This is a genomic window from Mucilaginibacter galii (genome assembly GCF_014635825.1).
GTDB lineage: Bacteria > Bacteroidota > Bacteroidia > Sphingobacteriales > Sphingobacteriaceae > Mucilaginibacter > Mucilaginibacter galii.
The window spans coordinates 124997-149844 of sequence record NZ_BMDO01000008.1; the positions used below are offsets into that span (position 1 = coordinate 124997).

The 24848-nt window shown below is 42.0% G+C and carries 20 protein-coding genes; 9 read left to right on the forward strand and 11 right to left on the reverse strand.

What is annotated here, in order from left to right; all coding sequences use genetic code 11:
• Window positions 1–48 precede the first annotated feature (48 nt).
• The gene (locus tag IEV61_RS14575) at window positions 49–891 is read left to right on the forward strand and encodes an endonuclease/exonuclease/phosphatase family protein (protein ID WP_188417771.1); all 843 of its coding nucleotides are present in this window, start codon (window positions 49–51) and stop codon (window positions 889–891) included.
• A 91-nt stretch (window positions 892–982) separates the two neighbouring features.
• On the opposite strand, the gene IEV61_RS14580 is transcribed toward IEV61_RS14575, so the two are convergent.
• A complete protein-coding gene (locus tag IEV61_RS14580; RefSeq protein ID WP_188417772.1) occupies window positions 983–3361 on the reverse strand; it encodes a glycoside hydrolase family 31 protein in 2379 nt (792 codons plus the stop codon).
• A 397-nt stretch (window positions 3362–3758) separates the two neighbouring features.
• On the opposite strand from IEV61_RS14580, the gene IEV61_RS14585 reads away from it, so the two are divergent.
• The 3 genes from IEV61_RS14585 (at window position 3759) to IEV61_RS14595 (ending at window position 5437) form a co-directional block, all read left to right on the forward strand.
• On the forward strand, window positions 3759–4268 hold the full coding sequence (locus IEV61_RS14585) for a hypothetical protein (protein ID WP_188417773.1): 510 nt from the start codon (window positions 3759–3761) through the stop codon (window positions 4266–4268).
• Window positions 4269–4289: 21 nt separating this feature from the next.
• Complete coding sequence (locus IEV61_RS14590) at window positions 4290–4712, forward strand: hypothetical protein (RefSeq protein ID WP_188417774.1); 423 nt, start codon at window positions 4290–4292, stop codon at window positions 4710–4712.
• Between the two features lie 77 nt (window positions 4713–4789).
• Window positions 4790–5437 carry a hypothetical protein gene (locus IEV61_RS14595; RefSeq protein WP_188417775.1) on the forward strand — a complete coding sequence of 216 codons (648 nt, stop codon included), beginning with the start codon at window positions 4790–4792 and terminating at the stop codon, window positions 5435–5437.
• An 8-nt stretch (window positions 5438–5445) separates the two neighbouring features.
• Here IEV61_RS14595 and IEV61_RS14600 read toward each other — a convergent pair whose 3' ends face one another.
• Window positions 5446–6519: a YdbT family protein gene (locus IEV61_RS14600; protein ID WP_229747152.1), complete on the reverse strand. Its 1074-nt coding sequence runs from the start codon at window positions 6517–6519 to the stop codon at window positions 5446–5448.
• A 51-nt stretch (window positions 6520–6570) separates the two neighbouring features.
• Here IEV61_RS14600 and IEV61_RS14605 point away from each other — a divergent pair, with 51 nt between their 5' ends.
• From IEV61_RS14605 to IEV61_RS14615, 3 genes are all read left to right on the forward strand, one after another.
• Window positions 6571–7161, forward strand: coding sequence for a hypothetical protein (locus IEV61_RS14605; RefSeq protein WP_188417776.1), 591 nt, complete (start codon window positions 6571–6573; stop codon window positions 7159–7161).
• Window positions 7162–7335: 174 nt separating this feature from the next.
• Window positions 7336–8556 carry a hypothetical protein gene (locus IEV61_RS14610; protein WP_188417777.1) on the forward strand — a complete coding sequence of 407 codons (1221 nt, stop codon included), beginning with the start codon at window positions 7336–7338 and terminating at the stop codon, window positions 8554–8556.
• Between the two features lie 38 nt (window positions 8557–8594).
• Complete coding sequence (locus IEV61_RS14615) at window positions 8595–9593, forward strand: SPFH domain-containing protein (protein ID WP_188417778.1); 999 nt, start codon at window positions 8595–8597, stop codon at window positions 9591–9593.
• A gap of 6 nt (window positions 9594–9599) precedes the next feature.
• On the opposite strand, the gene IEV61_RS14620 is transcribed toward IEV61_RS14615, so the two are convergent.
• The 8 genes from IEV61_RS14620 to IEV61_RS14655 all read right to left on the reverse strand — a co-directional run bounded on the left by IEV61_RS14620 (window position 9600) and on the right by IEV61_RS14655 (window position 19318).
• Window positions 9600–10220 (reverse strand): hypothetical protein, encoded by a 621-nt coding sequence (locus IEV61_RS14620; RefSeq protein WP_188417779.1) that lies wholly within the window; start codon window positions 10218–10220, stop codon window positions 9600–9602.
• 81 nt (window positions 10221–10301) lie between these two features.
• Window positions 10302–10757, reverse strand: a complete 456-nt coding sequence (locus tag IEV61_RS14625) for a hypothetical protein (protein ID WP_188417780.1) — start codon at window positions 10755–10757, stop codon at window positions 10302–10304.
• 198 nt (window positions 10758–10955) lie between these two features.
• Window positions 10956–11930 (reverse strand): 6-phosphofructokinase, encoded by a 975-nt coding sequence (gene pfkA / locus IEV61_RS14630; protein WP_188417781.1) that lies wholly within the window; start codon window positions 11928–11930, stop codon window positions 10956–10958.
• Window positions 11931–12336: 406 nt separating this feature from the next.
• On the reverse strand, window positions 12337–12720 hold the full coding sequence (locus IEV61_RS14635) for a response regulator (protein ID WP_188417782.1): 384 nt from the start codon (window positions 12718–12720) through the stop codon (window positions 12337–12339).
• Between the two features lie 259 nt (window positions 12721–12979).
• On the reverse strand, window positions 12980–14422 hold the full coding sequence (locus IEV61_RS14640; protein WP_188417783.1) for a TolC family protein: 1443 nt from the start codon (window positions 14420–14422) through the stop codon (window positions 12980–12982).
• A gap of 11 nt (window positions 14423–14433) precedes the next feature.
• A complete protein-coding gene (locus IEV61_RS14645) occupies window positions 14434–17595 on the reverse strand; it encodes an efflux RND transporter permease subunit (protein WP_188417784.1) in 3162 nt (1053 codons plus the stop codon).
• A gap of 86 nt (window positions 17596–17681) precedes the next feature.
• Window positions 17682–18821, reverse strand: a complete 1140-nt coding sequence (locus IEV61_RS14650) for an efflux RND transporter periplasmic adaptor subunit (RefSeq protein WP_188417785.1) — start codon at window positions 18819–18821, stop codon at window positions 17682–17684.
• Between the two features lie 101 nt (window positions 18822–18922).
• Window positions 18923–19318 carry a hypothetical protein gene (locus IEV61_RS14655; protein ID WP_188417786.1) on the reverse strand — a complete coding sequence of 132 codons (396 nt, stop codon included), beginning with the start codon at window positions 19316–19318 and terminating at the stop codon, window positions 18923–18925.
• 302 nt (window positions 19319–19620) lie between these two features.
• Here IEV61_RS14655 and IEV61_RS14660 point away from each other — a divergent pair, with 302 nt between their 5' ends.
• Window positions 19621–21255 (forward strand): ABC-F family ATP-binding cassette domain-containing protein, encoded by a 1635-nt coding sequence (locus tag IEV61_RS14660; RefSeq protein WP_188417787.1) that lies wholly within the window; start codon window positions 19621–19623, stop codon window positions 21253–21255.
• 70 nt (window positions 21256–21325) lie between these two features.
• On the opposite strand, the gene IEV61_RS14665 is transcribed toward IEV61_RS14660, so the two are convergent.
• Window positions 21326–22303, reverse strand: coding sequence for a family 43 glycosylhydrolase (locus IEV61_RS14665; RefSeq protein ID WP_308472333.1), 978 nt, complete (start codon window positions 22301–22303; stop codon window positions 21326–21328).
• A 241-nt stretch (window positions 22304–22544) separates the two neighbouring features.
• Here IEV61_RS14665 and IEV61_RS14670 point away from each other — a divergent pair, with 241 nt between their 5' ends.
• On the forward strand, window positions 22545–24839 hold the full coding sequence (locus IEV61_RS14670; RefSeq protein ID WP_229747154.1) for a GH92 family glycosyl hydrolase: 2295 nt from the start codon (window positions 22545–22547) through the stop codon (window positions 24837–24839).
• Window positions 24840–24848: the final 9 nt, after the last annotated feature.

The window sequence follows — 24848 nt, forward strand, 5'->3', positions numbered from 1 at the left end:
ACTATCTCGAAGGCGAATTATAAGTCTTCGGTTAAAGTAATATAGGATATGAAAATTAAGATGTTTTTACCGGCTTTAGTACTGCTTTTGCTGACTTTCAATGTGTTTGCTCAAACCTTTACTGTAGGCACATTTAACCTGCGTAATGCTAACCCGGCCGATACCGGTAACCTTTGGGTTAACCGTGAGCCGGTTGTGGTATCGCTTATCCGCTTTCATGATTTTGATGTGCTTGGAACGCAGGAAGGTTTAAAAAGCCAGATAGAAGACCTTGAAAAAGCAATGCCCGAATATCAGCGGTATGGACTTGGTCGCGACGATGGTAAAGATAATGGTGAGCATTCTGCCATTTTCTTTAAAAAAACTAAATTCAAATTGTTGAACAAGGGGGATTTCTGGCTTTCTCAAACACCCGAAAAGCCATCATTAGGATGGGATGCCACTTGTTGCAACCGCATTTGTTCATGGGTTTACCTGCAGGATGTACAATCAAAAAAGAAATTCTATTTTTTTAATGTTCATTACGACCATCGGGGCGTTATTGCTCGTGAAGAAAGCAGTAAGCTGATCCTTGATAAAATAAAAACGATTGCTGGTAAAGAAGCGGCTGTTCTAACCGGCGATTTCAACGGCGACCATACCAGCAGCTGGTACCAAAAGGTTGCAACATCGGGCTTACTAAAAGACACTTATCAAGGTGTTGAACACCCATATGTACTTAATACGTCTTTTAACGGCTTTGGCGCATCTGTTAAACGAAATAACATAATTGATCATATTTTTACTACCGGCGCTTTTTCGGTAACCAAGTGGGGCGTTTTAACTGATACCTATCATGGCAAATATCCGTCAGATCATTTCCCGGTATTAGCTAAAATAGTATTACGCTAATACTGCTTTACGGTAACCTTAAACACAAAAGGCTAACAGATTTCAATTGATCTGTTAGCCTTTTATTCGATGAGGATTATGGAAATTTTGGTTACAGCTTTACTACCATCGCTTTACCAGTATAAACAACGGTTTTATCGGCCTTGTTTGTAGCGGCGTTGTCGGCACCATGCGCATCTTTAACTATGGTTATGCGGAATGTACGTTTCTTAAGCATCCCTGGGAACGAGCCTTTGTTGGCAGATATGCTCAACTGGCGGGCTTTATCATTCCAACTTAATAGGAAGGATGCAAACTGACCTTTCTCATAGTTGTAAGTATCGTTAGCATCCTCGTAAAAGCGGAATTCGCCGTTGGCACCGGGATATACGCGTAGTTCAATATCATTAGCTGGTTTTTCGGTTGCGTATTGCATAACCGGACCTATTGGGATTATAGACCCTGCTTTTACATACAATGGCATGGTTTCAATGGGTGCTTCAGCATCCAGCGTTTGTCCGCCAGTGTACTTTTTGCCGGTCCAGAAATCATACCAGGCAATTCCTTTTGGCAGGTATACGCTCCGCGTACTTTTACCCATGCCCGCATTGGTGCCGGTGTACAATTGCTCGGTTACAGGGTTAACCAGGAAAGCTGGCCCGAACATGTACTGGTCGGGTATGTTATGCACGTTAGTATCGCTTGCAAAATCAAAGGCAAGCGAACGCATGAGCGTGTAATTTTCCTGCGTTACCTTACCGGCCAGCGAATAGATATAAGGAAGTAAGCGGTAGCGCAACTTATCATATTTTACTACGATGGAACGGGTCTTTTCATCCCAGTTATTGGAGAACAAAGCACGTTCGCCTTTACCATGAATACGGAAAATTGGGCTGAATGTGCCGAACTGAAACCAGCGAGTGAACAGTTCGCGGTTCTCAGGAGTAGACCAGTCGGGTGCGTGCCAGTCATAATGGTAACCGCCAATGTCTGATGTCCAGTAGGGAATACCCGATGCACAAGCGTTAATGCCCTGCGGCACCTGGCTTTTGAACGCCCTGAAGGTACACGTAATATCAGACGACCATAACGTAGCGGCATTGCGCTGCTCACCGGCAAACGATTGGCGAATGAGGAAGAACGCACGCTTATTAGGCATGTCACGGCGCCAGCCTTTATACAGCCCTTTAGAGTGTTCTAATGAGTAAGTATTAAAATAATCAATGCCCTTACCTACCGAAAAGTTGGCTTTGCGGCGTTCATCAAGCAGTGCGCCGTTATCGGGTTCGCATTGGTCTACCCACCAGGCATCCCAGTCGTAACGTTTTACCAGGCTGTCGCGGGCTTGCTGCCAGTACATTTCACGCGCTTTTGGGTTATGGGCATCGTAGTAGGTGTCAAAAGTATGGGTTACCACATTGTCCCAGGTAATGCTGGTGAGGTAACCGGCTTTATCAAGCGCATCGTAATTAGGGGTGCCTTTACCAAACACCGGCCATATAGAGATCATGGCATGAATGTTAGCTTTGTGCAGCTCGTCTACCAATGCTTTGGGGTTTGGGTAACGCTCGGGCTTCATGACATGCGAGCCAATAGGCAACGGATCCCAGTAATACCAGTCCTGCACAATAACATCTACCGGGATGTTCTTATTGCGGTAATTGTTTTTCACGCCAATGATCTCATCTTGGCTTAAATAACGGTCTTGCGATTGAAAAAGCCCAAACGCCCATTTAGGAAACATAGGCGCCTTGCCGGTAGTGTTGCGATACAGATCAATGATACGGTCGAAGCTTGGCCCGTAGAAAAAGAAATAGTCTACCTGTTTACCGCTTTCAGACACGTAGCTGAATTGCGTGTTATTCTCTTCGGCGCCAAAAAAGTTTGATGCCGAGTAATTTTCCCACATTAACCCGTAACCTTTGGTAGAGAGCATAACAGGGATAGCGCCAGTAAGATATTTGATGGCCATGTCCTGATTACGGCCCTTGTAATTGATAGACAGAGTATCGGTGGGATGGCAGCCCATGCCATACAAGCCTTCGTCCGCAGGTGATTTGAAACTGGTGCTGCAGCTATAAGTATCGATACCTGCTACAGTTTGGCTTTGCATGCTTTTACCTGTTTCGGCAGTTATCATATGGCCTTTCAGGTCGGTGTAAGTAATAGCATCAGTTTCTTTATTGACCACAACTTTGAGGCGGGATGTAGTGATAACCACATTTTCGCCGGCTTCACTTACCGTAAAAGCACCGGGCTTGCCAAACTTATTGTTTACCACCAGCGAGTTAAAGGTTGGAAAGTTGTCAAGTGTGGTATATTTCACTTCTACAATATCGGCCTGGCAAACGCGTATTTTCAGAAGGCCTTTGTTGAGCGTAAACTTCACGCCATCGGTTTCTTTTTGATAACGGCTTACTTTAGCCCAGCCTGGCTGCCACATTAGCGCAAATACCAATAACATTGCCCAGCGGCAATTTAGCTTCGTCATTTTAAATGCTTTGGTTAAAATCATTTCATAATTGGTTATAGGAAGTTCAATCGATTGTAAGACGTTAGTTTAAAATATATGCCCCATAGTTTTAAACGCGCAGCACGCTAAAAACTTTAATTGCAAACGGTTCAAATTCTGGATCATCCAGTTACGAACAATTAAATTTAATTTAAATAATCAGGTTTACAGTGCAGGAACAGTGGCCTGTATTCGCCATCGTTTAACTTTACCAAATATTAAGAATTGTAGCGATATAAATTATATCCGAATAAATATTTTTATCAGGCGCCCAATATCTTTTTCATATGCTACCTGCCTATCAGGAACATTTTTCTAAACAGTATTGAATATTACCCGTTATTGCTTCACAACCCAATCACAAAATAATAGTTATATGAAAGCTGCCAAACTTATATTTCTTTTCTTACTCACCTTATCCTCGTCAGGTGAGTTGTTTGCACAAAAAAGTGCAGAAGCGTCAGATGTTTTAGCCATACGCCGTGAATATCAAAAAATCAATGCTATGCCATTAACTAAAAAGCATTATACCTACGAAAGCTCAGGATGTGCCGACGGTGGCGTGGTAGACTACTTTCTTAACAATAGGCAAATTGTAAAAATAACCGAATCTGGTGCAATAGGCGATGGAAGTTGGGTAAATGAATATTATTACAGCAATGGCAAAGTGATCTTCATCTTTGAAACCACGGTTGGAGGACCGGCTATTGGCAAAATCACGAAAACAGCAGACCGCTACTATGTTAAGAATGATCGCCCGGTGCGTGTGATGGAAGGTAGTAAGATAGTGCCGGTTAATAGCAGGGCGGTGGAAATTATTAAAACCGCCAATAAAATTTATAAAGCCTACATTACTAAGGATTTTGTGGCCGCGCTTTGTAATTAATCAGCATCTTTAAATTAGTATATGAAATCATTTATTTTAGTTATAGTCTTATTTATACTTACATCGACAGGCTTCTCGCAAGATAAACCTGTGAGGACCGGTGTTCATTCATTTACTATTCAATGGATAGGCTATAACAACGGCAAGCCCGGTACAGTAACCATTAAAGCTATAGGTAATGGCGTTTATAGCATTGAGGGTGAGCAACGTAACAAAAAGAGTAACGAGTATGTAACCATTAAGGGAACATTTAAACCGGTTGGCAGGGAGCTTTTATTTAACGGTAAAATAGTTTCTAAGGTAGAATTAACTAATAACGGTCAGCCGTGTACACTTGATGGTGCTGCCGTTTTCAAAGCCTCGGGTGCGCGCAAATACTGGCGACTGCAGCAAATGGTGAATTGCGATGGTGAAACTACAGATTATATTGATATCTTCTTTTAGCAGCTATTAGTAATGAGGCGCCCTGTATAACTACTTAGCTAATTTCAAAGCACTATCAACTTCCAAAACCTAATACAATGAATCGAATATCTTTAACCATACTGTGCATCTTACCGGCAATACTGTTTAATGCTTGTAAACATCCCGACAAAAAGCCTGCTATTACCAAGATAGCAGTCGTTAAGCCGAAAGACACGGTTGCAGTAACTTCATCAACAGCAAATGTTAATGCAACCGATACCACAACTGACGAATGCCCACGCGCAGTATCAGAACCTGTAGTTAAAAAATCGGTGTTCCCTGATGCTACTTTCAAGCTGGAACCTGATCACCGCACGGGAATTGAAACACTCACACTGGCCAACGGTGATAAACTGACCATTAAACAATCAGGCTGTGAATATTTCACGCTTACTTTCAAGTTTGAAACATCCCGCTTCGTAGCCGACACAACCAATATAGCTTATTGGAGCAATGCTACCCTTATGCTCCTGCGCCAGGTTATTAAGGGTCTTGATACGCCGCTGGAAATGGAAAACGCTTTAGCCAAGCTTTCTGCCCGTATAGAGAATGCAAAAACAGTTAAAGAAGAGCAGTTATCACTGAATGAGGATATTGATTTCGGCGGTCCCGATCCAAGGCAGTATTTAACAATAGAGCGGGTTGGTAGGTTAGCAGAACAGCGTTATGTAATTGAAGTAAGCGTAAGTTACGGACCAATGTAACGGAGATTTTAAATTTCCATGATCTGGTACAGTTCCTCTACGAACCGTTCAATATCTGCGCTTTTTTTCAGTGATATAATTGTTATAATATCCTGCTTGCCATTTTTACCCGCCACCTCAAAATAGAGGTTTACGTCGGTACCTATATAAATAAAATTTAGAGATCTGCGCACCGTTTGTATACCTGCAAAAGCGACGAAGTGATGGCTTCGGTTTAAAAATTTTGCCAGCCCGGTTCTGCTGATGGTTTTGGTTGTGGTATTTAAGGCAATTTTAGTGTAAGCTGCATTGAAGAATATTACTGCCAGGAAAACCGTGAAAACCACAATAAATACTTTGGCTAATATGCCGTTAGTTTCTACATTAAGTAAAACAATGCCGATTGCTAAAAAGAACAGGCCGAATATAATAGCCCCGATCTTTTTATTCTTAATAGTGTAAGTATCGCCTTGCTGCGTAAAAAAACGGAACGAAGTAATTTTTTCTTTAACGTTGTCTGCAGGTGTATCATATTGGTCTAAATAACCGTGTATAATAGGTACAGCTTCCTCAACAAAGGCAATGGCATTAGGATCATCGGCTTTGGTGTACCCCGAAGAAACTATAATGCCTTTACCAAACCTTGAGTTTTTTTCAAAAAGACGGTAGTTATAGCTTCCGGCCATATTACTTACCGAATTAATACCCTGCAATTTCGAAAGAGGGATGGTGTTTACCGGTATAAAACCCATCAGCATTTTGCGCATACGTGCTTTACCCAGGTCAAATTCTATGTAGGTGGCAGCAAAGCCCCAAAATAAAACTACAATGAGCAGTAATAGAAGCACAAATGGTAACGACTCACCTATACCAGCATGTTGGTAGTTCATGTAAATGAGCAGCAGTCCTGTAAATAAAACAGCAATAATGGCTGTAAATAGGTAAAATACACTGTATGGGTATACCGTTACGCGGTCGGTTTCAATTTTCCAGCGGGTTTTAGAAATGCTTTTTAATGACATGGTATAAAGTTGAGTTGCAGTATTTAACACCATAGCAGTATTGTGGTTTGCGGTAATCTGCAATTGCGTATACCAAAACATTTTCGGGGTTGTTTGTTTACAAAAACAATTACTATACACCCTTTTCAATTAATGATGCGCAAACTATACCTCTTATCACTGTTATTAAGCTTTACAAGTCTTGCAGTTTTAGCCCAGCCCGAAATGCCGGTTAATGTTCCAGCCGCTTTAAAAGGCTTCATCCCTAAAGGCTACAATGCACTCAATATTACCAAAGGCGACCTTAACCGCGATGCCTACCCGGACGCCATCATGATCTTGTATAAAGATGGTGAAAAACAATCCTCTGATGTAATTGACCATCCCGAAAAAAGGCCCCTGCTGGTGCTGTTAGGCAAACCAGATAAAACTTACGCCCTTGCTGCCCGTAGTAACAATGCCGTGTACTGTATAGATTGCGGCGGACAAATGGGCGATCCGTTTACCTCCGTCACCATTAAAAATGGCTATTTTTCAGTGGAGCATTATGGTGGCAGCGCCTGGCGCTGGACGCGAATTATTACTTTTAAATATGCACCTGCAGAAAAAAAATGGTTCTTGTTTAAAGACGGCGGCGACAGCTTTCATGCTACCGACCCCGAAAAGGTAAAAACCGAAGTAAAAACAGTTAAAAATTTTGGTAAGGTGCCTTTTGAAAAGTTTGATATTTACAAAGAGCAGTAATTATTAAATTGATTAACCGGCAGTTATTTTAGAAAATCCCCGTTGTTTTCTACCTTATAAAGGTAAACCAGGAGTTAATATAGTAGCTTAAATTTCAATAAGATAATAATCCTATGCCGTATACATCATCATTAACAAAACCTAAACAAGGCAATTACTGTTCAAACATAAGCTATGGCTAAAGATATTAAAGCAGTACAATGCCCGCATTGCGGCAGTATTCATAAAACAGAAACCAAGCCCGATTTTTACCGTTGCCTTAATTGCGGAACAGAATACTTTTTGAATAGCGATGATGTACATATTTACCACCACCACAACCGCCCGGCAGGTTACAGCTCTTCGCCGCCGGTAAACAGCCGGTTGCCGCTTTATATACTCATAGGTGCGGTTTTTTTTATTGTGGTGGTTTACTTTGTCAGCATGCTTTTTCAGCCAAAAAGATCAAGTACAAATACTTATTATACCAACACTACGTATAAAGCACCACGTTCATTTTACAGCAGCTTTGTTTATACCAATACGGTAACCGGCGAGCCTGTTTATTTACGCATGGGCACCGATTATATTGATAAGGGTAACAACCATGGAGAACAAGAACTGCATGCACAATTTAACAATGCCCTCAATGGCAAACTCATAACCGACCGCATTATTACAGATGATGTACAACGCAAAAACCGCTGCTCGTTAACATTTAAAACCTACGCACCCAACATGATATACGCTATTGGCTGCAATAATACCTTACTTGCGCTCGACACCAGGAACAACGATATTAAGGACGTTACTCAGGAGGTATTTAAAAGCTTTTCGCAGCTAAGTTCGGGCGTGGCCAGGTTAGATTTTGATTATTACAAAGCCATTATCAAAGTAATGAACAACGAGGGGGTGAGCTACTACTATTTCCCAACTCTTAAAAAACTGGTACAAACCGAGGCGCAGTCTACCGAGGTATACCGAAAAGAGTTTAACCCACATTATTTTGAATTTGGCTATAATGGCAGTTTTTTTGATGATAACAAGGTTGACCAGTTACTTGAAGTAAGGGTGGATAAAAAAACTGACGATAAGATTAAGCGCGATCTTACACCCGGCAGAAAGTACTTTAACCCCAATATTCTTTACCAAGATGCCGATAATTTGCTTATTGTAGTTAATACCACTGCAGCTGCCGATCCGCCCGTTTCTATTCAGCGTATTAATGTGCATACCGGCAAACTGGAGTGGGCCTTACCACCCGATAAGTATTACCTTTCATCTGCTACAAAATGGAAGCACGGTTTTGCCATCGAATACCGCAAGAATGAACAAGCTGATTATGTACACGGTGTATTAGTGGTAGCTGATGATGGAAAGCTGGTGAATAACTATCAGCTTGGCCGTACCGAATAAATATGAACAGGCACGTAATTTTACCATAAAATTAACAAATGGGTTTTACCGATTTTTTTAAAGAGCAGTTTGCCGCAGTAATAGAGTGGAAAAATCAACCGCAGGAATTACTGTTTTATAAATATCCTTTCAAGAGCGATGAGATAAAAGATGCCAGTAAGCTTATAGTAGCCCCAGGGCAAGGTTGCATACTGGTTTATCAGGGTAAAGTTACGGGTGTGCTACAACAGGAAGGCACCTATACCTTGCAAACAGATAACGATCCTTTTATTACCACCTTGTTTAAACTGATGCAGGGCTTTGAAAGCGAGCATAAGTTAAAAATATATTTTTACCGCAAGGCGGCCGTGGTAAACCAGGGGTGGGGTACATCTACCCGGGTAAAGTATGAGGAGCCTGTTTACAAATTCCCGGTTAGCCTGGGTGCTTATGGTAATTATTCTTTTATCATTACAGATGCCACTTTGTTTTTAACGCAGATAGCCGGCATGGCAGATGCCTATACCACTGCACAGGCGCAAATGCTCATTCAGTCGCGCATAGAACAGCAGCTTACCGTAACACTGGCTACCACCGCTTTTGGAGTTTTGCAAATTGACAGCAAGCTAAACCAGCTGGCTGATGAATTAAAGGCTCAACTAAACGGCACTTTTGCGGAGTTGGGTTTCCAGCTTGCTAATTTGCAGGTACAGGGCGCATCATTCGATCAGCAAACCCAACAACAGATCAATCAAATAGCCAATGCGCGAGCCGGTAAGCTGGCAGCCGAACAAGCCGGGTTAAATTATACTGAAATGGAAAAGTTGCAAGCCCTGCGTGATGCCGCAAGTAATGAAAGCGGCACTGCCGGTGCAGGCTTGCAAATTAACTTGGGTAATAGTTTAGGAAATTCGTTTGAGCAAACCTCACCCAAAACCGGAGATGAGCCGTTTGATGCTGTAACGCAGCTGCAAAAGCTTAAAACGCTTTTAGACCAGGGAATTATTACCCTTGAAGAGTTTGAAGCGAAGAAAAAGCAATGGCTGGATAAGCTCTAACGTTCATCAATTAATTCTTTTTAAGGCCGATAACGGCATAAAGCCTGTGGTTTCTTTATCCGCTTTGTTCATGTACGAAACAAATACCCAATTACCCGTGTTGGCAGCCATGTTTTGCATATCAAGCGTAACTTTGTCGCCTTGAACTACATAGGCCTTAAGTTTACTGGCTGTGTTGGCAGCTTTATAAAAATACGCTTTAGATGCTATCACCTGGTAATCGCCAGCTACGGCATCACTAATTTTAGTGTAAGTTCCATTAAAATCTTCGGTAAGATGATCTGTTGAGCATTTTGAAAATGTAGCTTTAATTTTCCCCTGCACAAGGTGTAACGTTACTTTGCACTCAGGCTCATTTTCGTCACTTTTTAAATAAACAAAATCATTTTTTAAGGTGCCTTGGCCAAAGTAGCTACCTGTTTGCGAGTTTGAAGAGTTCCACCAGGTGAAAATTTCTGCCTTAACCAAATTACCTGTTTTTTGAAACGAAATAACACCATATGCGCCTTTGGTGGCATTTCTTTCGTAAGTGCCGTTTTGTGCAAGTACGGGTAATGTGCTTAGTAAGAGCAGTGATAATAACAGGTTAATTTTGCTTAAGCAGGTTGATACAATAGTTGTGTGCATATAGATTGAGGTTATGTTTAAAAGCTTGAAACTAATGTGTGGTGAAAAACAATAGCATCTGTTACAATATTAGGTAGGTAGCTATCTGTACCTTACATCAAGAATAGTTTGTGTGCGACCATTAGAATAATAAGGAGAGGTGCTTGTGGCAGTAGACTTGAGTACATCGTTAATATAGACCTTGCCTGTTGCAGTCGCCTTGTCGCCATTAAGCAAAAGGTCTACATACAAGATAATGCTACTTTTCTGATCATCAGTAATGGTGACTTCCTTTTTCCATGTACTGGTGCTGTAAGTATCAAATAGGTAAGAACCGCCTGAACCTGCGTAAGACACTTTGTTATAGGCCGGAGAAGTGAACGCTTCGGCTGTGCTGGTAATTTCGTAAGTGATCTTAATTTTATTTTCGACAGGAGCGGGTTCCGGATCGGCGGGCTTGGTTACCGGGGTTTCTTCGGGGCTCTTTTTGCAGCTTAAAATAGCTACCGCAATAAATAAAAAGCAAAGTTGCTTAACAGACCGGTGTTTTGTTATCATGCTTTTTATCAACAAGCACCTACCCAAGATGTTTACAGAAAAGTATACGTGTAATGATAAAACGCTGTTAGCTAATTAAACCGCATGCAAAAATAACAAACCGGTTCTAAGTACTCGCTTTATGCCTCAAGTGCTTGAGCAGATGCGAAAACTTACTTAAATTAACGAAAGAAGATCTACAAGTATATATTCAAAAGTTTAAGAAAGCAGGTCTATGATCTTCAGCATGTTCATGTCCAGTTCCGAAGGTTGAAGAATAGCTTCGTGCAGGGGAACATAAACAATATCGTGATGCCTTACGCCAACCATTTCCTGGGTGCGTCCTTCCATGAGGCCTTCTACCGCAGCAACGCCAAAACGGCTGGCCAGTACGCGGTCTGTACAGCTTGGATGACCACCGCGTTGCATATGCCCCAGTACCGATACACGGGTGTCATACTGCGGAAATTTTTCTTTAATAATACGACCAATTTCAAAGCCGCCGCCAATTTCCTGTCCTTCCGAAACTATCAATATTTTGGAGCTCTTATGGTGACGGCTGTCTTCCAGTCGCGCAAAGAGTGGTTCTAAGTTATTCTTGATTTCGGGGAGCATTACGGCTTCGGCACCTGCGGCAATACCCGCACGCATAGCGATCATGCCCGATTCGCGCCCCATCACTTCAACAATAAATAAACGGTCGTGCGATTCGGCAGTATCCCTGATCTGGTCTACAGATTTTAACACCGTGTTTAGCGCCGTATCGTAGCCTATGGTAAAGTCTGTGCCTTTTAAGTCGTTATCTATTGTAGCAGGTATACCTATTACAGGGATGCCAAACATATCGCCAAACTTGTTGGCTCCGGTAAAGGTACCATCGCCGCCAATGGCCACTAACGCATCAATACCAAAACGTTTTAACTGGCGGTAAGCTTTCTGTTTGCCTTCATCGGTACGGAACTCTTCGCTTCGGGCGGTCTTAAGAACGGTACCCCCGCGATGAATAATATTCCCTACCGATTTTAAGGTCATGGTATGCATATCGCCGCTAATCATGCCCTCATATCCTAAGCGGATACCGGTAACTTCAAGTTTGTAATACAAAGCTGTTTTAACAACGGCCCTGATGGCAGCGTTCATACCCGGCGCATCGCCTCCTGATGTGTAAACTCCAATATTTGAAATGTCGGTCATATCTTTCGTAGTTGATGTGCTCTACCTCAACAGTAAAGCCGGATTTGATGTCATAACTATGATAACATCTATCCCTTTAAAAGCGGCGAAAGATAAGAAAACTTAGTGTTTATTTTACACTTACGGCAAATTGTTTTTAGTGGTTAATGGAGGTCTACTTAAACCCATGGTGTAAAATTAAATTTGTAACCGGGGGAAGTGGTCTCAATAAAGCTTCCGGGGAAAAACCAAATGGTAACCCATTGAACAAAAAAATGTCAGGGATAAAATCAATTATCTCTGACATCTTGTTCCATCAAATCTTATTTCTTAAAATCTAATTAAATGAAGAAAAATGTATTTTAAGCGAAGAATTATGAAGAAAAGTAAGGAATTCCAAAATTTTTAAAAACCCTGAAAATACCTATTAATGATAGCTTAATTCTGATTGCTGATCCAGGCATTTCTTGATGGTTGCATACATAACCTCTAAGTCAAAAGGTTTGGCAATGAACGCATTAGAGCCGTAATCGCCTAATGATTCTAACACCCTCGGGTAGGCCGACATTAAGACTACAGGTATATGCTTGGTTAAGGGATCAGTTTTAATGTGGTGACATAATTCGCCACCATTAATTCCAAAAAGAAGGTAGTCTAAAAGTACCAAGTTAGGTTGATGCTCTTTAACTAACTGTAAAATATCCTCGCAGTAATTATAAGTGGTTACTTTATAGCCTTCTTCGGTAAGAGCTTGTTGCAAAGCGTCTAAAATATCCTGGCTATCATCCAGGATGAGTATATGGTTATTCATGTGTTGCGTTATAATTGGTGCCATATAAACAGACAGCATAAATAATTGTTTTTACCTGCAAACTTTTCAAATACACCCCCAAGATACGTTAAACGCGGTTTTAGCTCATCATATATCACTACCTTTTACGGTAAAAGTATACTCTTGAACCATAGGTAGTTAGTTAATGCACCCACTATAATTACAACATCTTGGAGAAGAAAAAGCATGAAATTAAACCCGGGTTTTATTATTGCTCCCGGGTTTAAATTATTAATATTTAGCGTTTCCAGCCACCACCTACTGAGCGGTACAAGTTAATAGCACCTATAAAAATATTCTTTTTGGTATTGGCCAATTCCAACTCGGCATCCAGCACGTTGCGTTGGGCGGTAATGATTTCCAGGTAGTTGGCCCGGCCTACCAGGTACAAATCATTAGCTACTGATACGGCATTGTTAAGTGCCTGTACTTCCTGTTGTTTGTGCTTGTACATCTGGTTATAATTTTCGATGCTTTTAAGGCTATTTAAAACTTCCTGGTAGCTGCTTAGTACCGTTTTTTGATAACCGTACAAGGCTTGTTTGCCTTGAGCCACAGTGCGTTCGTAATCAGCTTTAATAAGCTTTCGGTTAAATATGGGTGCGGTAATACCGCCTAATAAACCATAGGCAAAAGACCCGGAATTGAACAGTAACGATGAACTAAATGCATTAAAGCCTACATAAGGTGATAAAGTAAGGGCAGGGAAAAAAGCCGCATGAACTGCCTTAATATCGGCGTTCATGGCACGTAGTTCAAATTCTGCTTCCTGTATATCGGGCCGGTTAAGCAGTAGCTGTGAAGGTACACCGGCTTTTAATACAGTAGGAAGCTTCAATGTGCTTATTGATGTATCGCGAGGAATGGATTTCGAGAACGTACCAGTTAAGAAATTCAACTGGTTCTCGGTTTCTGTAATCTGTTGCAGGGTTTGATATTCAAGACCTTGGGTACGCTCAAGTTGTGCTAAGAATTGCTGAACAGCAAGCTCTGACGCACGGCCGCCCAGTTTTTGTAGCTTTATTATCTCCAAAGCATCCGTTTGTAATTTTATATTCTTTTGGATTACCCTTAGCTCATTATCCAGGGCAAGCAATTGATAATAAGCCGTAGCAATTTGAGCTGTAAGCGAGGTGGTTACCATTTTATATCCGCTTTGACTGGCCAAAAAACGATTGAATGCCGCACGCTTACGATTACGTAACTTACCCCATAGATCAACCTCCCAGGAGCTGCGAAAACCCAGGAAGTAATCGGGCGTTGGGTTAGGAATGCGCTGCCTGTCGGTAATGTTGGGTGATAGGTTGGTGTCATAATTGCCGACACCGTTCATTGTATAATCACCATATTTCTCCAAACCGGCATTGGCGTTAAGCGTAACCGATGGTAGAATTAGCAACCCGTTGTACTTCAAATTAGCATTAGCTATTTCTACCCTTTGTAGGGCAGTAAGAACATCTAGGTTTGCAGCCATGGCGGTATCTATCAAACCCAATAAATAACTATCAGCAAAAAAATTGGAGATACGCATAGCTGCAATATTGGTCGAATCGGCAGCGTTATCGCCATAAGTAGTGTGCATATTGTCAGGAGGAGCAACCTCAACTGTTTTGAGGCTGCTGCATGCCGTTATTAAAAACAGCAAAAGAACTATATAGGTGTGAACTTTATATTTAAACATAAGCAGTATAATTAGTGGTAAGTGTTTTCCAGTTCGGGCTCTGGCAGGGCCGGGGCTACATCATCTTTCTTTTTTGACTTGGAGAGGCTGGAGAAGATCACATATAATCCCGGAATAAGAATTAAACCGAACAATGTACCCAGTAACATGCCTCCGGCTGCAGCCGTACCAATAGACCGGTTACCCATAGCACCGGCACCACTGGCAATACACAGTGGCACTAAGCCTGCAATAAAGGCAAAGGATGTCATGAGTATAGGGCGCAGCCGTGACACAGCACCGTCAACAGCGGCCTGTAAAACGGTTGCACCATCACGTTCGCGCTGCACAGCAAACTCCACAATTAAAATGGCATTTTTCCCCAGCAAGCCTATCAGCATTACCAGTGCTACCTGTGCGTAAATGTTGTTTTCAAGACCAGTGATCTTCAAAAAGAAAAAGGCACCTAAAATACCCGTAGGCAAGGATAATATAACCGCCAAAGGCAGCAGCAAACTCTCGTATTGTGCTGCCAGCAACAGGTATACAAACACTAAACATATAATGAAAATGTAAATGGCCTGGTTGCCCGAAAGGATCTGTTCACGCGTCATGCCCGACCATTCAAATGAGTATCCTTTAGGCAGTTTTTGAACGGCTATCTTCTTTATAGCTTCAATGGCATCTCCGCTACTGTAGCCGGCGCGTGCATCGCCGTTGATCATGGCCGAGGTATACATATTGTAGCGGGTTAATTGCTCTGGGCCATAAACTCGCTCCATTTTTATAAAGGTGGAAAATGGCACCATTTCGCCATGATTGTTCTTTACGTACAGTTGCAGAACATCTTCCGGCTTTGACCTGTACTCGGGCGAGGCTTGCACCATTACCTTATACATCTGCCCGAAACGGATAAAGTTTGAGGCATAATAACTACCCATCAGCGTTTGCAGCGTACCCATAGCCTTATCAATGGTAATACCCTTTTTAGCCGCCATTTGCTGGTCTACTGTAATGAGGTACTGCGGAAAGTTAGGATCGAAGCTTGAGAAGGCATTAGCTATGGCAGGCGAATGGTTAAGTGCCTTAATAAATTCATTACTTATCTGCGCCGTTTTCTGCAGATCACCTGTACCGCTTTTATCTAACAAGCGTATTTCAAAACCGCTGGAATTACCAAAACCAGGCACAGTAGGTGGCGGAAAAAATTGAATAGAAGCGTCGCCAATATTTTTGGTGCGCTTGGTCAATTCATCAATAATATCCTGCAACGATTCTTCACGTTCATCCCAGCCTTTCAAGTTTATCATGGCCATACCATAAGAAGCACCTGCAATTTCGTTCACTAAGCTGTAACCCGATAGGGTAGATACCGACTCTATGGCTTTGATATCTTTGGTCTGTCGCTGAATTTCGCTTAGTACTTCCTCAGTACGTTCAACGGTGGCACCGGCAGGGGTGGTAACGTTAACGTAAATCATCCCCTGATCTTCGGTGGGTATAAATCCAGTCGGCAGTATGGCGCTCATACCCCAGGTTACTGCAAAGAAAAATGCCAGTGCAATGAATGTGATAATTCGCCGACCGGCAATTTTGCCAATTAAGCCGGCATATTTGTTTTGAACCGCATCGTACCGCTTGTTAAATCCAGCAAAAAATTTATCAATGAAGCCCTTTTTGTTACCATCCTGATGTTTGAGCATAATAGCACAGAGTGCCGGCGTTAACGTTACCGCATTAATACCCGATATTACGATGGCAATGGCCATGGTTAGCGAAAACTGCCGGTAAAATACACCAACCGGTCCATCCATAAATGCCACAGGCACAAACACGGCCGACATTACCAACGTTATGGCCACGATTGCCCCGCTAATATCTTTCATAGCACTTATGGTGGCGTCCATGGCGTTCATGTGCTCCTCGTTCATTTTCACATGTACTGCCTCTACCACAACGATCGCATTATCTACCACAATACCTATGGATAGCACGAGTGCAAACAGCGTAAGCAGATTGATAGAGAAACCGAGCATCTGCATAAAAAACAACGTACCTACCAAGGCTACAGGTACGGCCAGTGCCGGGATAAGAGTAGACCTGAAATCTTGCAAAAAAATGTATACTACAATGAATACCAGAATAAAAGCTTCTATAAGTGTGTGTAAAACTTCATCAATAGATGCGTCTAAAAAACGCGAAACATCGTAGTTTACATTGTAGGTCATGCCGCTGGGAAATGAGCTGCTTTTAAGCTCGGCCATACGGATTTTTATATTATTAATAACATCGCGTGCGTTAGAGCCCGGGCGTTGCTTTATCATAATTGAAGCCGAAGGGCGGCCATCCGTTTTGGATACCATGCCGTAACTTAGCGAGCCAAATTCTATGTCAGCCACTTCTTTTAATAACAACACCGTGCCGCTTTCATCGGCACGTATTACAATGTTTTCGTATTGTTTAGGCTCAAAAAACTTGCCGGGGTAACGCAACACATATTGCAGCATTTGGGGTGCCTTGTCAGAGCTTTGACCGGTTTTACCTGGTGCCGCTTCCACGTTTTGGGCACGGATGGCTTCAATAACCTCATCGGTCGATACTTTGTAAGCCATCATACGGTCGGGCTTTAACCATACTCGCATCGAGTACTCTTTGGCACCCATAATTTCGGCACGGCCTACGCCGTCAATACGCTTAAGCTCCTGTAGAACATTAATATCGGTAAAGTTGTAAATGAACTTTTCGTCCATAGCTTTATCCGTACTCATAATGTTGAGGTACATGAGCATACTATTAACCTCTTTTTCGGTGGTAACGCCGGCTTTAATTACCTCTTCGGGCATTTCATCAATAATGGTGGCCACCCGGTTTTGCACGTTTACCGCAGCTTGATCGGGGTCGGTGCCCACCTTAAAGTAAATTTGAATCACGGTTAAGCCATCGTTGCTGCAAACCGACGACATATAGGTCATGCCGGGTACTCCATTGATGGCGCGCTCCAGCGGAGTGGCTACGGCTTTTGCACAAACCTCAGCGTTGGCACCGGTATAATTTGCCGTAACAGTGACCGAGGGCGGTACAATATCAGGGAACTGGGTAACCGGTAGCGTAAATAAAGCCAGTATACCCAGCAAGGTTATAATTACAGAAATAACAAGCGACAGAATAGGCCGCTTAATAAATACATTGAACATGATGTTTCAAGGTTATATCAAATAATAGCCACCTGCACAAATAATGGCAGGTAACACTAAGACAGAAAATAGCTTGCCCGAAGATTTTACTTCAAGGCTAATTTGGGAGTTTCTTTAAGCATGTTGGGCTTTATAACCATGCCGTCGCGTGCGCTTTGAGCACCTTCAAACAAGATCTTATCGCCGGCTTTTAAACCGTCTTTAACCACATAATACTGCGAGAAACGGGTAAGCGGGGTAAAGCTTTGCATATGGAGCTTATTATCGGGCCCCAGCGTATAAACATAGCTTTTATCCTGAACCTCGAACACCGATTTTTGCGGTATCATTACGGCATCATCTAATTTGGTTGTGATATAAATTTTACCGCTGGCACCATGGCGCAGCAGTTTGTGTGGATTGGGAAACTTTGCGCGCAGCGCAATTGAACCGGTAGCTTGTTCTATCTCGCCTTCAATGGTTTCAATAGTACCGGTGTGGCTGTAACTTGTACCATCAGAAAGCATTAGTTTCACCGTGTTGTTGGCATCGTTAAGTCCTTTGTTTATGCTACGCTGATATTGAAGATATTCGTTTTCGGGGAAGCTGAAATAAGCGTAAATAGTACTGATGTCGGATATACTGGTAAGCAGTGCTCCTTCATCAATTAAACTACCTCCTTTTAAAGGAATACGGTCAATGATACCGTCAAACGGTGCCCTAATAATGGTGTATGCAATATGGTTTTGTGCGCTTTGTACATTGGTACGCGCTTCGGCAATAGTGGCTTCATCGGCCTTAAGCTTTGATTTTGCAACGTCCAGTTCGGATGGAGCCAGTACATTTTTGCCTACCAGCATTTTTACACGGTTTACCTCAACGCGGGTAGCTACGGCGTCGGCCTCAGCATTGCTTAGTGCGGCTTTGGCACGAGCAAGAACTACGCGGTATTCTTCGTCGTTTAGCTTAAATAATATTTGTCCTTTGCTTACAGGTTTACCTTCGTCTACATATATTTTTTCGAGAAATCCGCGCAAGCGAGAACGTACTTCGACGTTTTTATGCGCTTGTATATCGGCCACATATGCCGTTTGAAGGGTGGTATCTTTGGTTTTTATGGTTATTACGGGTAGCTCCAGGGTATCCTGGCCGGTTGTGTTCTGACTTTTGTTTGACGAGCAGCTGCTTACTAATAATGCAGCGGCCACAACCCAAAGCCAGCTATGAACACGTTTTATTTTGATCATGATGATAGATGTATTCTTAATGTAACTGAAAATTTTGCCATACGGCAATACACATTAGGCACTTAGGCTTATGTATGTAAAAAAGTTAAGGAAGAATACAATCAAAATGGGCAGAGCCGGAACAGGAAATTATAGTAAGAGGGTAATAACGCAATACCAATAGAGTAGTGGTTTACCTTGGCAAGAATAGCATTTTTTAAGTGCTGATAATAAAAATAAAAGTTGGGTGCCGGTACAAATACATTATTATTTGCTGAGCGGCTGCGAACATACCTGCGCTGATGTTTAATTCTATGAAACTTGGTTGCAGCATCATCATCGTTATCTACAAAAGATTGAATAATGCAATCGGCCCAGGTGTTAACTTTTACACAAGTATCTTGTGCAGATGCGCTGTGTTCGGAGTTTGCAAAATCGGCAGGACTACTCGCATGAAAGTACGTAACTGAATTTATCAGCCAGAACGACAATAGAATATGTATCCAATTTTTAACCATCAGTTACAACAAAACTAATAAATATAATAGAAAAAGTGTTGAATATGTGCTTTTTTGATAACAAAAAACACAAATAGTTGCTCAATTTATTTTATGTTATTGCTTATAATGTGCGGGTTATCAAGTTAGTGTCTTGTCGAAAGAAAATAGTAAGAACAGATTTCCTGTCAGGAGCGAATATATTGTAAACTTTCCTTGTTGCGCTCCTCAAGATAGTGTGGCACAGGTACCTCTGCAAAAGGTATTCAAAGATTTTAGATCGTGTGTCATTCTTTTATCTTTGCCTTAAATTTAGTATTACTGTGATCAACGTAAATAACATCTCCGTTTCATTTGGTGGAACCACTCTATTTAGTGATGTAACTTTTCCAATAAACGAGAACGATAAAATAGCCCTAATGGGTAAAAACGGTGCAGGCAAATCAACCATTCTTAAAATCATTGCCGGTGCTGCCAAACCCACTACAGGTAATGTAACCGGCCCCAAAGAAGCGGTTATTGCTTACCTGCCGCAGCATTTGCTCACCCAGGATAACGTCACTGTTTTTGAAGAAACCATGAAAGCTTTTGCAGAAGCCAACCAAATGCAGAAGGAGTTGGACGAAGTGAATGAACAGCTTAACATTCGTACCGATTATGAGAGTGATGAATACATGAAGCTGGTAGAAAGGGTATCTGAATTGAGTGAGAAAGTTTACACGGTAGAGGAAACCAACTACGATGCTGAGATTGAAAAAGTACTTAAAGGACTTGGATTTGAGCGCAAAGACTTTGGGCGGCAAACATCGGAGTTTTCGGGCGGATGGCGCATGCGTATCGAGCTTGCCAAGATTTTATTGAAGAAGCCAGACCTTATTTTGCTGGATGAGCCTACCAACCACATGGATATTGAAAGCATCCAATGGCTGGAAGAATTTTTGATCAACTCGGCCAAAGCGGTGATGGTAATTTCGCATGATCGGGCCTTTGTAGATAATATTACCAATCGTACCATTGAAGTAACCATGGGCCGTATTTATGATTACAAGGCTAAATACAGCCACTATCTGCAGTTACGTGCCGATAGGCGTGTACACCAGTTAAAAGCTTACGAAGAGCAGCAGCGCTTTATTGCCGACAATCAGGAATTTATAGACCGCTTTAGAGGTACCTATTCTAAAACGCTGCAGGTACAGTCGCGCGTAAAAATGTTGGAAAAGCTGGAAGTAATTGAGATAGATGAGGTAGACACTTCTGCGTTGCGGTTAAAGTTCCCGCCTTCACCACGTTCGGGACAATACCCGCTTATGGTGGAAGATCTGACCAAAACCTACGGTGATCATATTGTATTTAAAAATGCATCCATGGTTATTGAGCGTGGAGAAAAGGTAGCTTTTGTGGGTAAGAACGGCGAGGGTAAATCTACCATGATCAAAGCCATCATGAATGAGATCGAATTTGAAGGTAGCCTTAAGGTTGGCCATAATGCCAAGATAGGATACTTTGCCCAAAACCAGGCCGCCCTGCTGGATGAAAACCTGACGGTATTTGAAACCATCGATCAAATTCCATTGAGTGACGGCAGTTTGAAGATCAAAGATCTTTTGGGCGCTTTTATGTTCAGTGGCGATGATACTACTAAAAAAGTTAAAGTATTATCGGGAGGGGAGAAGACCCGTTTAGCCATGATCAAATTACTTTTAGAACCCGTTAATTTGTTGATACTGGATGAGCCTACTAACCATTTGGATATGAAGACCAAAGACATTATTAAAGATGCGCTGAGAGATTTTGACGGTACATTGATCTTAGTATCTCACGACCGCGATTTTTTAGACGGGTTGGCAAAAAAAGTTTTTGAATTTGGCAACAAGCGCGTACGCGAACATTTTGAAGACATCAAAGGATTTTTGGCCTACAAGAAAATGGATAGCCTGAAAGATATCGAAACAAGTTAAGCATCCAACGGCTACGTTACTGATGATGTTTCGTTAGCTGTTAGCTGCTTAAATGATATAAGTCAAATTTCTATTTACGCTTTTGCTTTTTAAATGTTCTAACACCTGCGGTGTTTACTTTAAGAATATTGCCCTTGCTGTCAAAATTTAAGCTGTCAAGGCAAAGTTGCCTTAATACATAAGCTTCTTTTTGCGGATAAATGCGGTGGTAAAGGATGTAGTATTGCCCGTTTTCTTTAAAAGTAGTATGATGCCCTGGACCGATAATCGTACTATCGGCAGATGTTTTCAAGATGAGCCTGTGTTCATCCTCTTTAAACGGACCAAGCGGCGATTTGCCGGTAGCATAGCCCACTTGGTAAGTGGCATCAATTGCTTTACCTTCCGAAAACATGAGATAGTATTTGCCCTGACGCTTCATCACATGCGCACCTTCAAAAAAGTGAGTGGGTGTAATATCGGCAGGCTTGCCATCGAAGGTATACATGTCGCTTTTCAACTTGACGGCAATGCAGTGCCCGTTTATCCAATTATATCCCGACCCCCAGTATATGTAAGCTTGTCCATCGTCGTCAATGAAACAATCGGGGTCTATGTTATGCACTTCAGGGAAATCGGTCACCTTAACTAAAGGGGTATTGTCGGGCTTGATATTTTTCCATGGACCTGTAGGCGAATTGGCAACACCGCCCCATATTTCGCTGCCAACAGCCACATACATATAAAATTTAGCGTTCTTTTTTACTACCGATGGTGCCCAAACCATCGAACTTTTTGATGTAGGGCTGGTGCATGCAGCTTTAGTTGGCCAGTTCAAATGATGCTGCTTGAAAGTTATAAAGTCTTTGGTTTCAAATACTGCTAATTCGTTACCACCCCACGGGTCAATAGTAGCATATATAAAGTAGCTACCATTATTTTTTACAATAGTTGGGTCGGCATAGTAACCGCTCATGATAGGGTTACCAATAATTGATTTTTGTTGCGCAAAGGAAAATGTACAGCTACAATAAAGTAATAGCATGCATAGCGAAAGAAATTTGCTCATAAATATTAACAGTAGTAAATATTATACTTAAATAGTATGGCTACAATAATAGCATTCCAATGTCTAATTACAACCAGGGAAATCCAGCTAAATCCTAATTTATTTCAAATCTGGGATATTAAAAAGGTAATAGCCTGCCAGATCTTATGACAAGCTGTTAATATGTATGAAAACTTCATTAGTATACCAAAAACTAATAGTTTTACACCCTAAGATACTATTGATACTTACCTAATAGAACATGAGTTTACAAAATATGCTTAAAAGCTATGTTTTCTGCGTTTGCCTGTTATTAATCGTTTCGCCCGCTATAGCGCAAAATTTGGTGAAGTATGTGCAACCTATGGCTGGTACAGCAACTGCTACCACTACATCAGCTTTAAAACACGGCTCGGAATTGGCCAGATACGCTAATACCATACCAGCAGCCACCGTTCCGTTTGGTATGACGCAATGGACCCCACAAACCCAAACCAGCGAAAGTAAATGTATCCCCCCCTATTACTATAAAGATGATGAATTTTACGGCCTTCGCGGATCGCATTGGTTAAGCGGATCTTGCACGCAGGATTATGGTAGCTTTAGTGTTATGCCAGTAACCGGTAAGCTAAAAACAACAGGCTACGGCGTAAAGTTTAAGCATAGTGATGAAGCATCGGCCCCGCACCTATACCGCATAAACCTCAAGCAATACCAGGTGAAAGCAGCGGTTACCGCTACCGAACGTTGTGGCATGATGCAATTTACTATGGATAAAACAGATAGCCTTTACCTGCTCATTAAAGCCAATAGCGATTACCATGAAGGCTATGTAAATGTGGATAGCAAAGCTGGTGAAATATGGGGCTACAACCCGGCTCACCGCATTTACCAGGGCTGGGGTAAAAGCGCAGGTTTCAGCGGTTATTTTGTAATAAAATTTGAGAGAAGCTTAACCAAAGCCGGTACTTTTTTAAACGAAAAATTATTTAAGGCCGATAGTATACATAATAACGACGGTGCCGGTATTTATGCCGGCTTCAAGCTCAATAAAGGTGAAAAGCTTACCATCCGTATAGGTACATCATTTACCAGCGTTGATGGTGCACGTAAAAACTTACAGGCCGAAATTCCCGGTTTTAATTTTGAAAAAGTTGCAGCGGCAACCAAATCTAAATGGGAAAAAACGTTAAGTCAGATCAATGTTTCGACCACTAATGAGCGAGATAAACGCATATTTTATACCGCCTACTATCATGCTGCACAACAGCCACGTTTATTTAGCGACGTTGATGGTAAGTATCCCCGCTTTGCAGGCAATTATCAAATAGAGCAAGTTAAAAGCGGTGCCTACTATGATGATTTTTCTATGTGGGATATTTACCGTGCTCAAATTCCTTTATTTGAGATACTGGATCCATCATTCGTTAACAACTTAAGTAAGTCGCTTATCTTAAAAGGACAGCAGGGTGGATGGATGCCCATATTTCCATGCTGGAACAGTTACACTTCAGAAATGATAGGTGATCATACCACATCTGTTATTAGTTCGGCTTATTTAAAGGGCATTACCGATTTCAACGCTGATGATGCCTATAAGATATTAAGACGTAATGCTTTTGATATACCTGTTCATCATGCCGATTATGTTGAGGGCAAAGGACGCAGGGCCTTGGACAGTTATTTAAAATATAAATACATCCCGGTTGAAGACAGCGTGCTGGATGCGTTTCATAAAATGGAACAGGTGAGCCGTACCATGGAGTATGCATATGATGATTACGCTTTGGCTCAATTTGCCAAAAGCCTGAAGAAACAAAAGGACTATACCGAGCTAACCAAGCGTTCTAAATATTATGCCAACGTATTTGATGCATCGAGCGGGTTGGTACGCGGCAGGCATGCTGATGGCAGTTGGGTAACACCTTTCTTACGTGATCAGAAAGAGACTTATATTACCGAAGGCACAGCTCGGCAATACACGTTTTATGTACCGCATGATGTGCCGGGACTGGCTAAGCTAATGGGAGGAAGTGCTAAGTTAGAGCAAGGTTTAGATAGTTTGTTTACTTTAGGCGAGTACTGGCATGGTAATGAGCCCGGTCATCAAATACCATTTATGTATAACTTTACGCCATCGCCGTGGAAAACGCAGGTAGCTGTTCGCAAGATATTAGCGGCCGAATACAGTGATGGGCCCGGAGGTTTGGGGGGCAACGACGATGCGGGGCAAATGTCTGCCTGGTATATGTTTGCTGCCATGGGTTTTTACCCGGTAAACCCGGTATCGGGCGAGTACCTGTTATGTTCTCCTATATTCAATAGTGTGACCATCAAACTGAAAAACGAAAAAAAATTCGAAGTGTTGTGTCACAAGGCCAATGTAAGATCAACTTATATCCGCGAGGTAAAATTAAACGGCAAAACAATGTCAAACAGCTATATCACCTACCGTAATATTATGAATGGCGGCAAACTTGACATTTACATGCAGGATTCGCCTTATAAAACTTGGGCTAGCAAACCTAACCAACAACCAAAGGTCATAACCCAATAACAGTTAAAA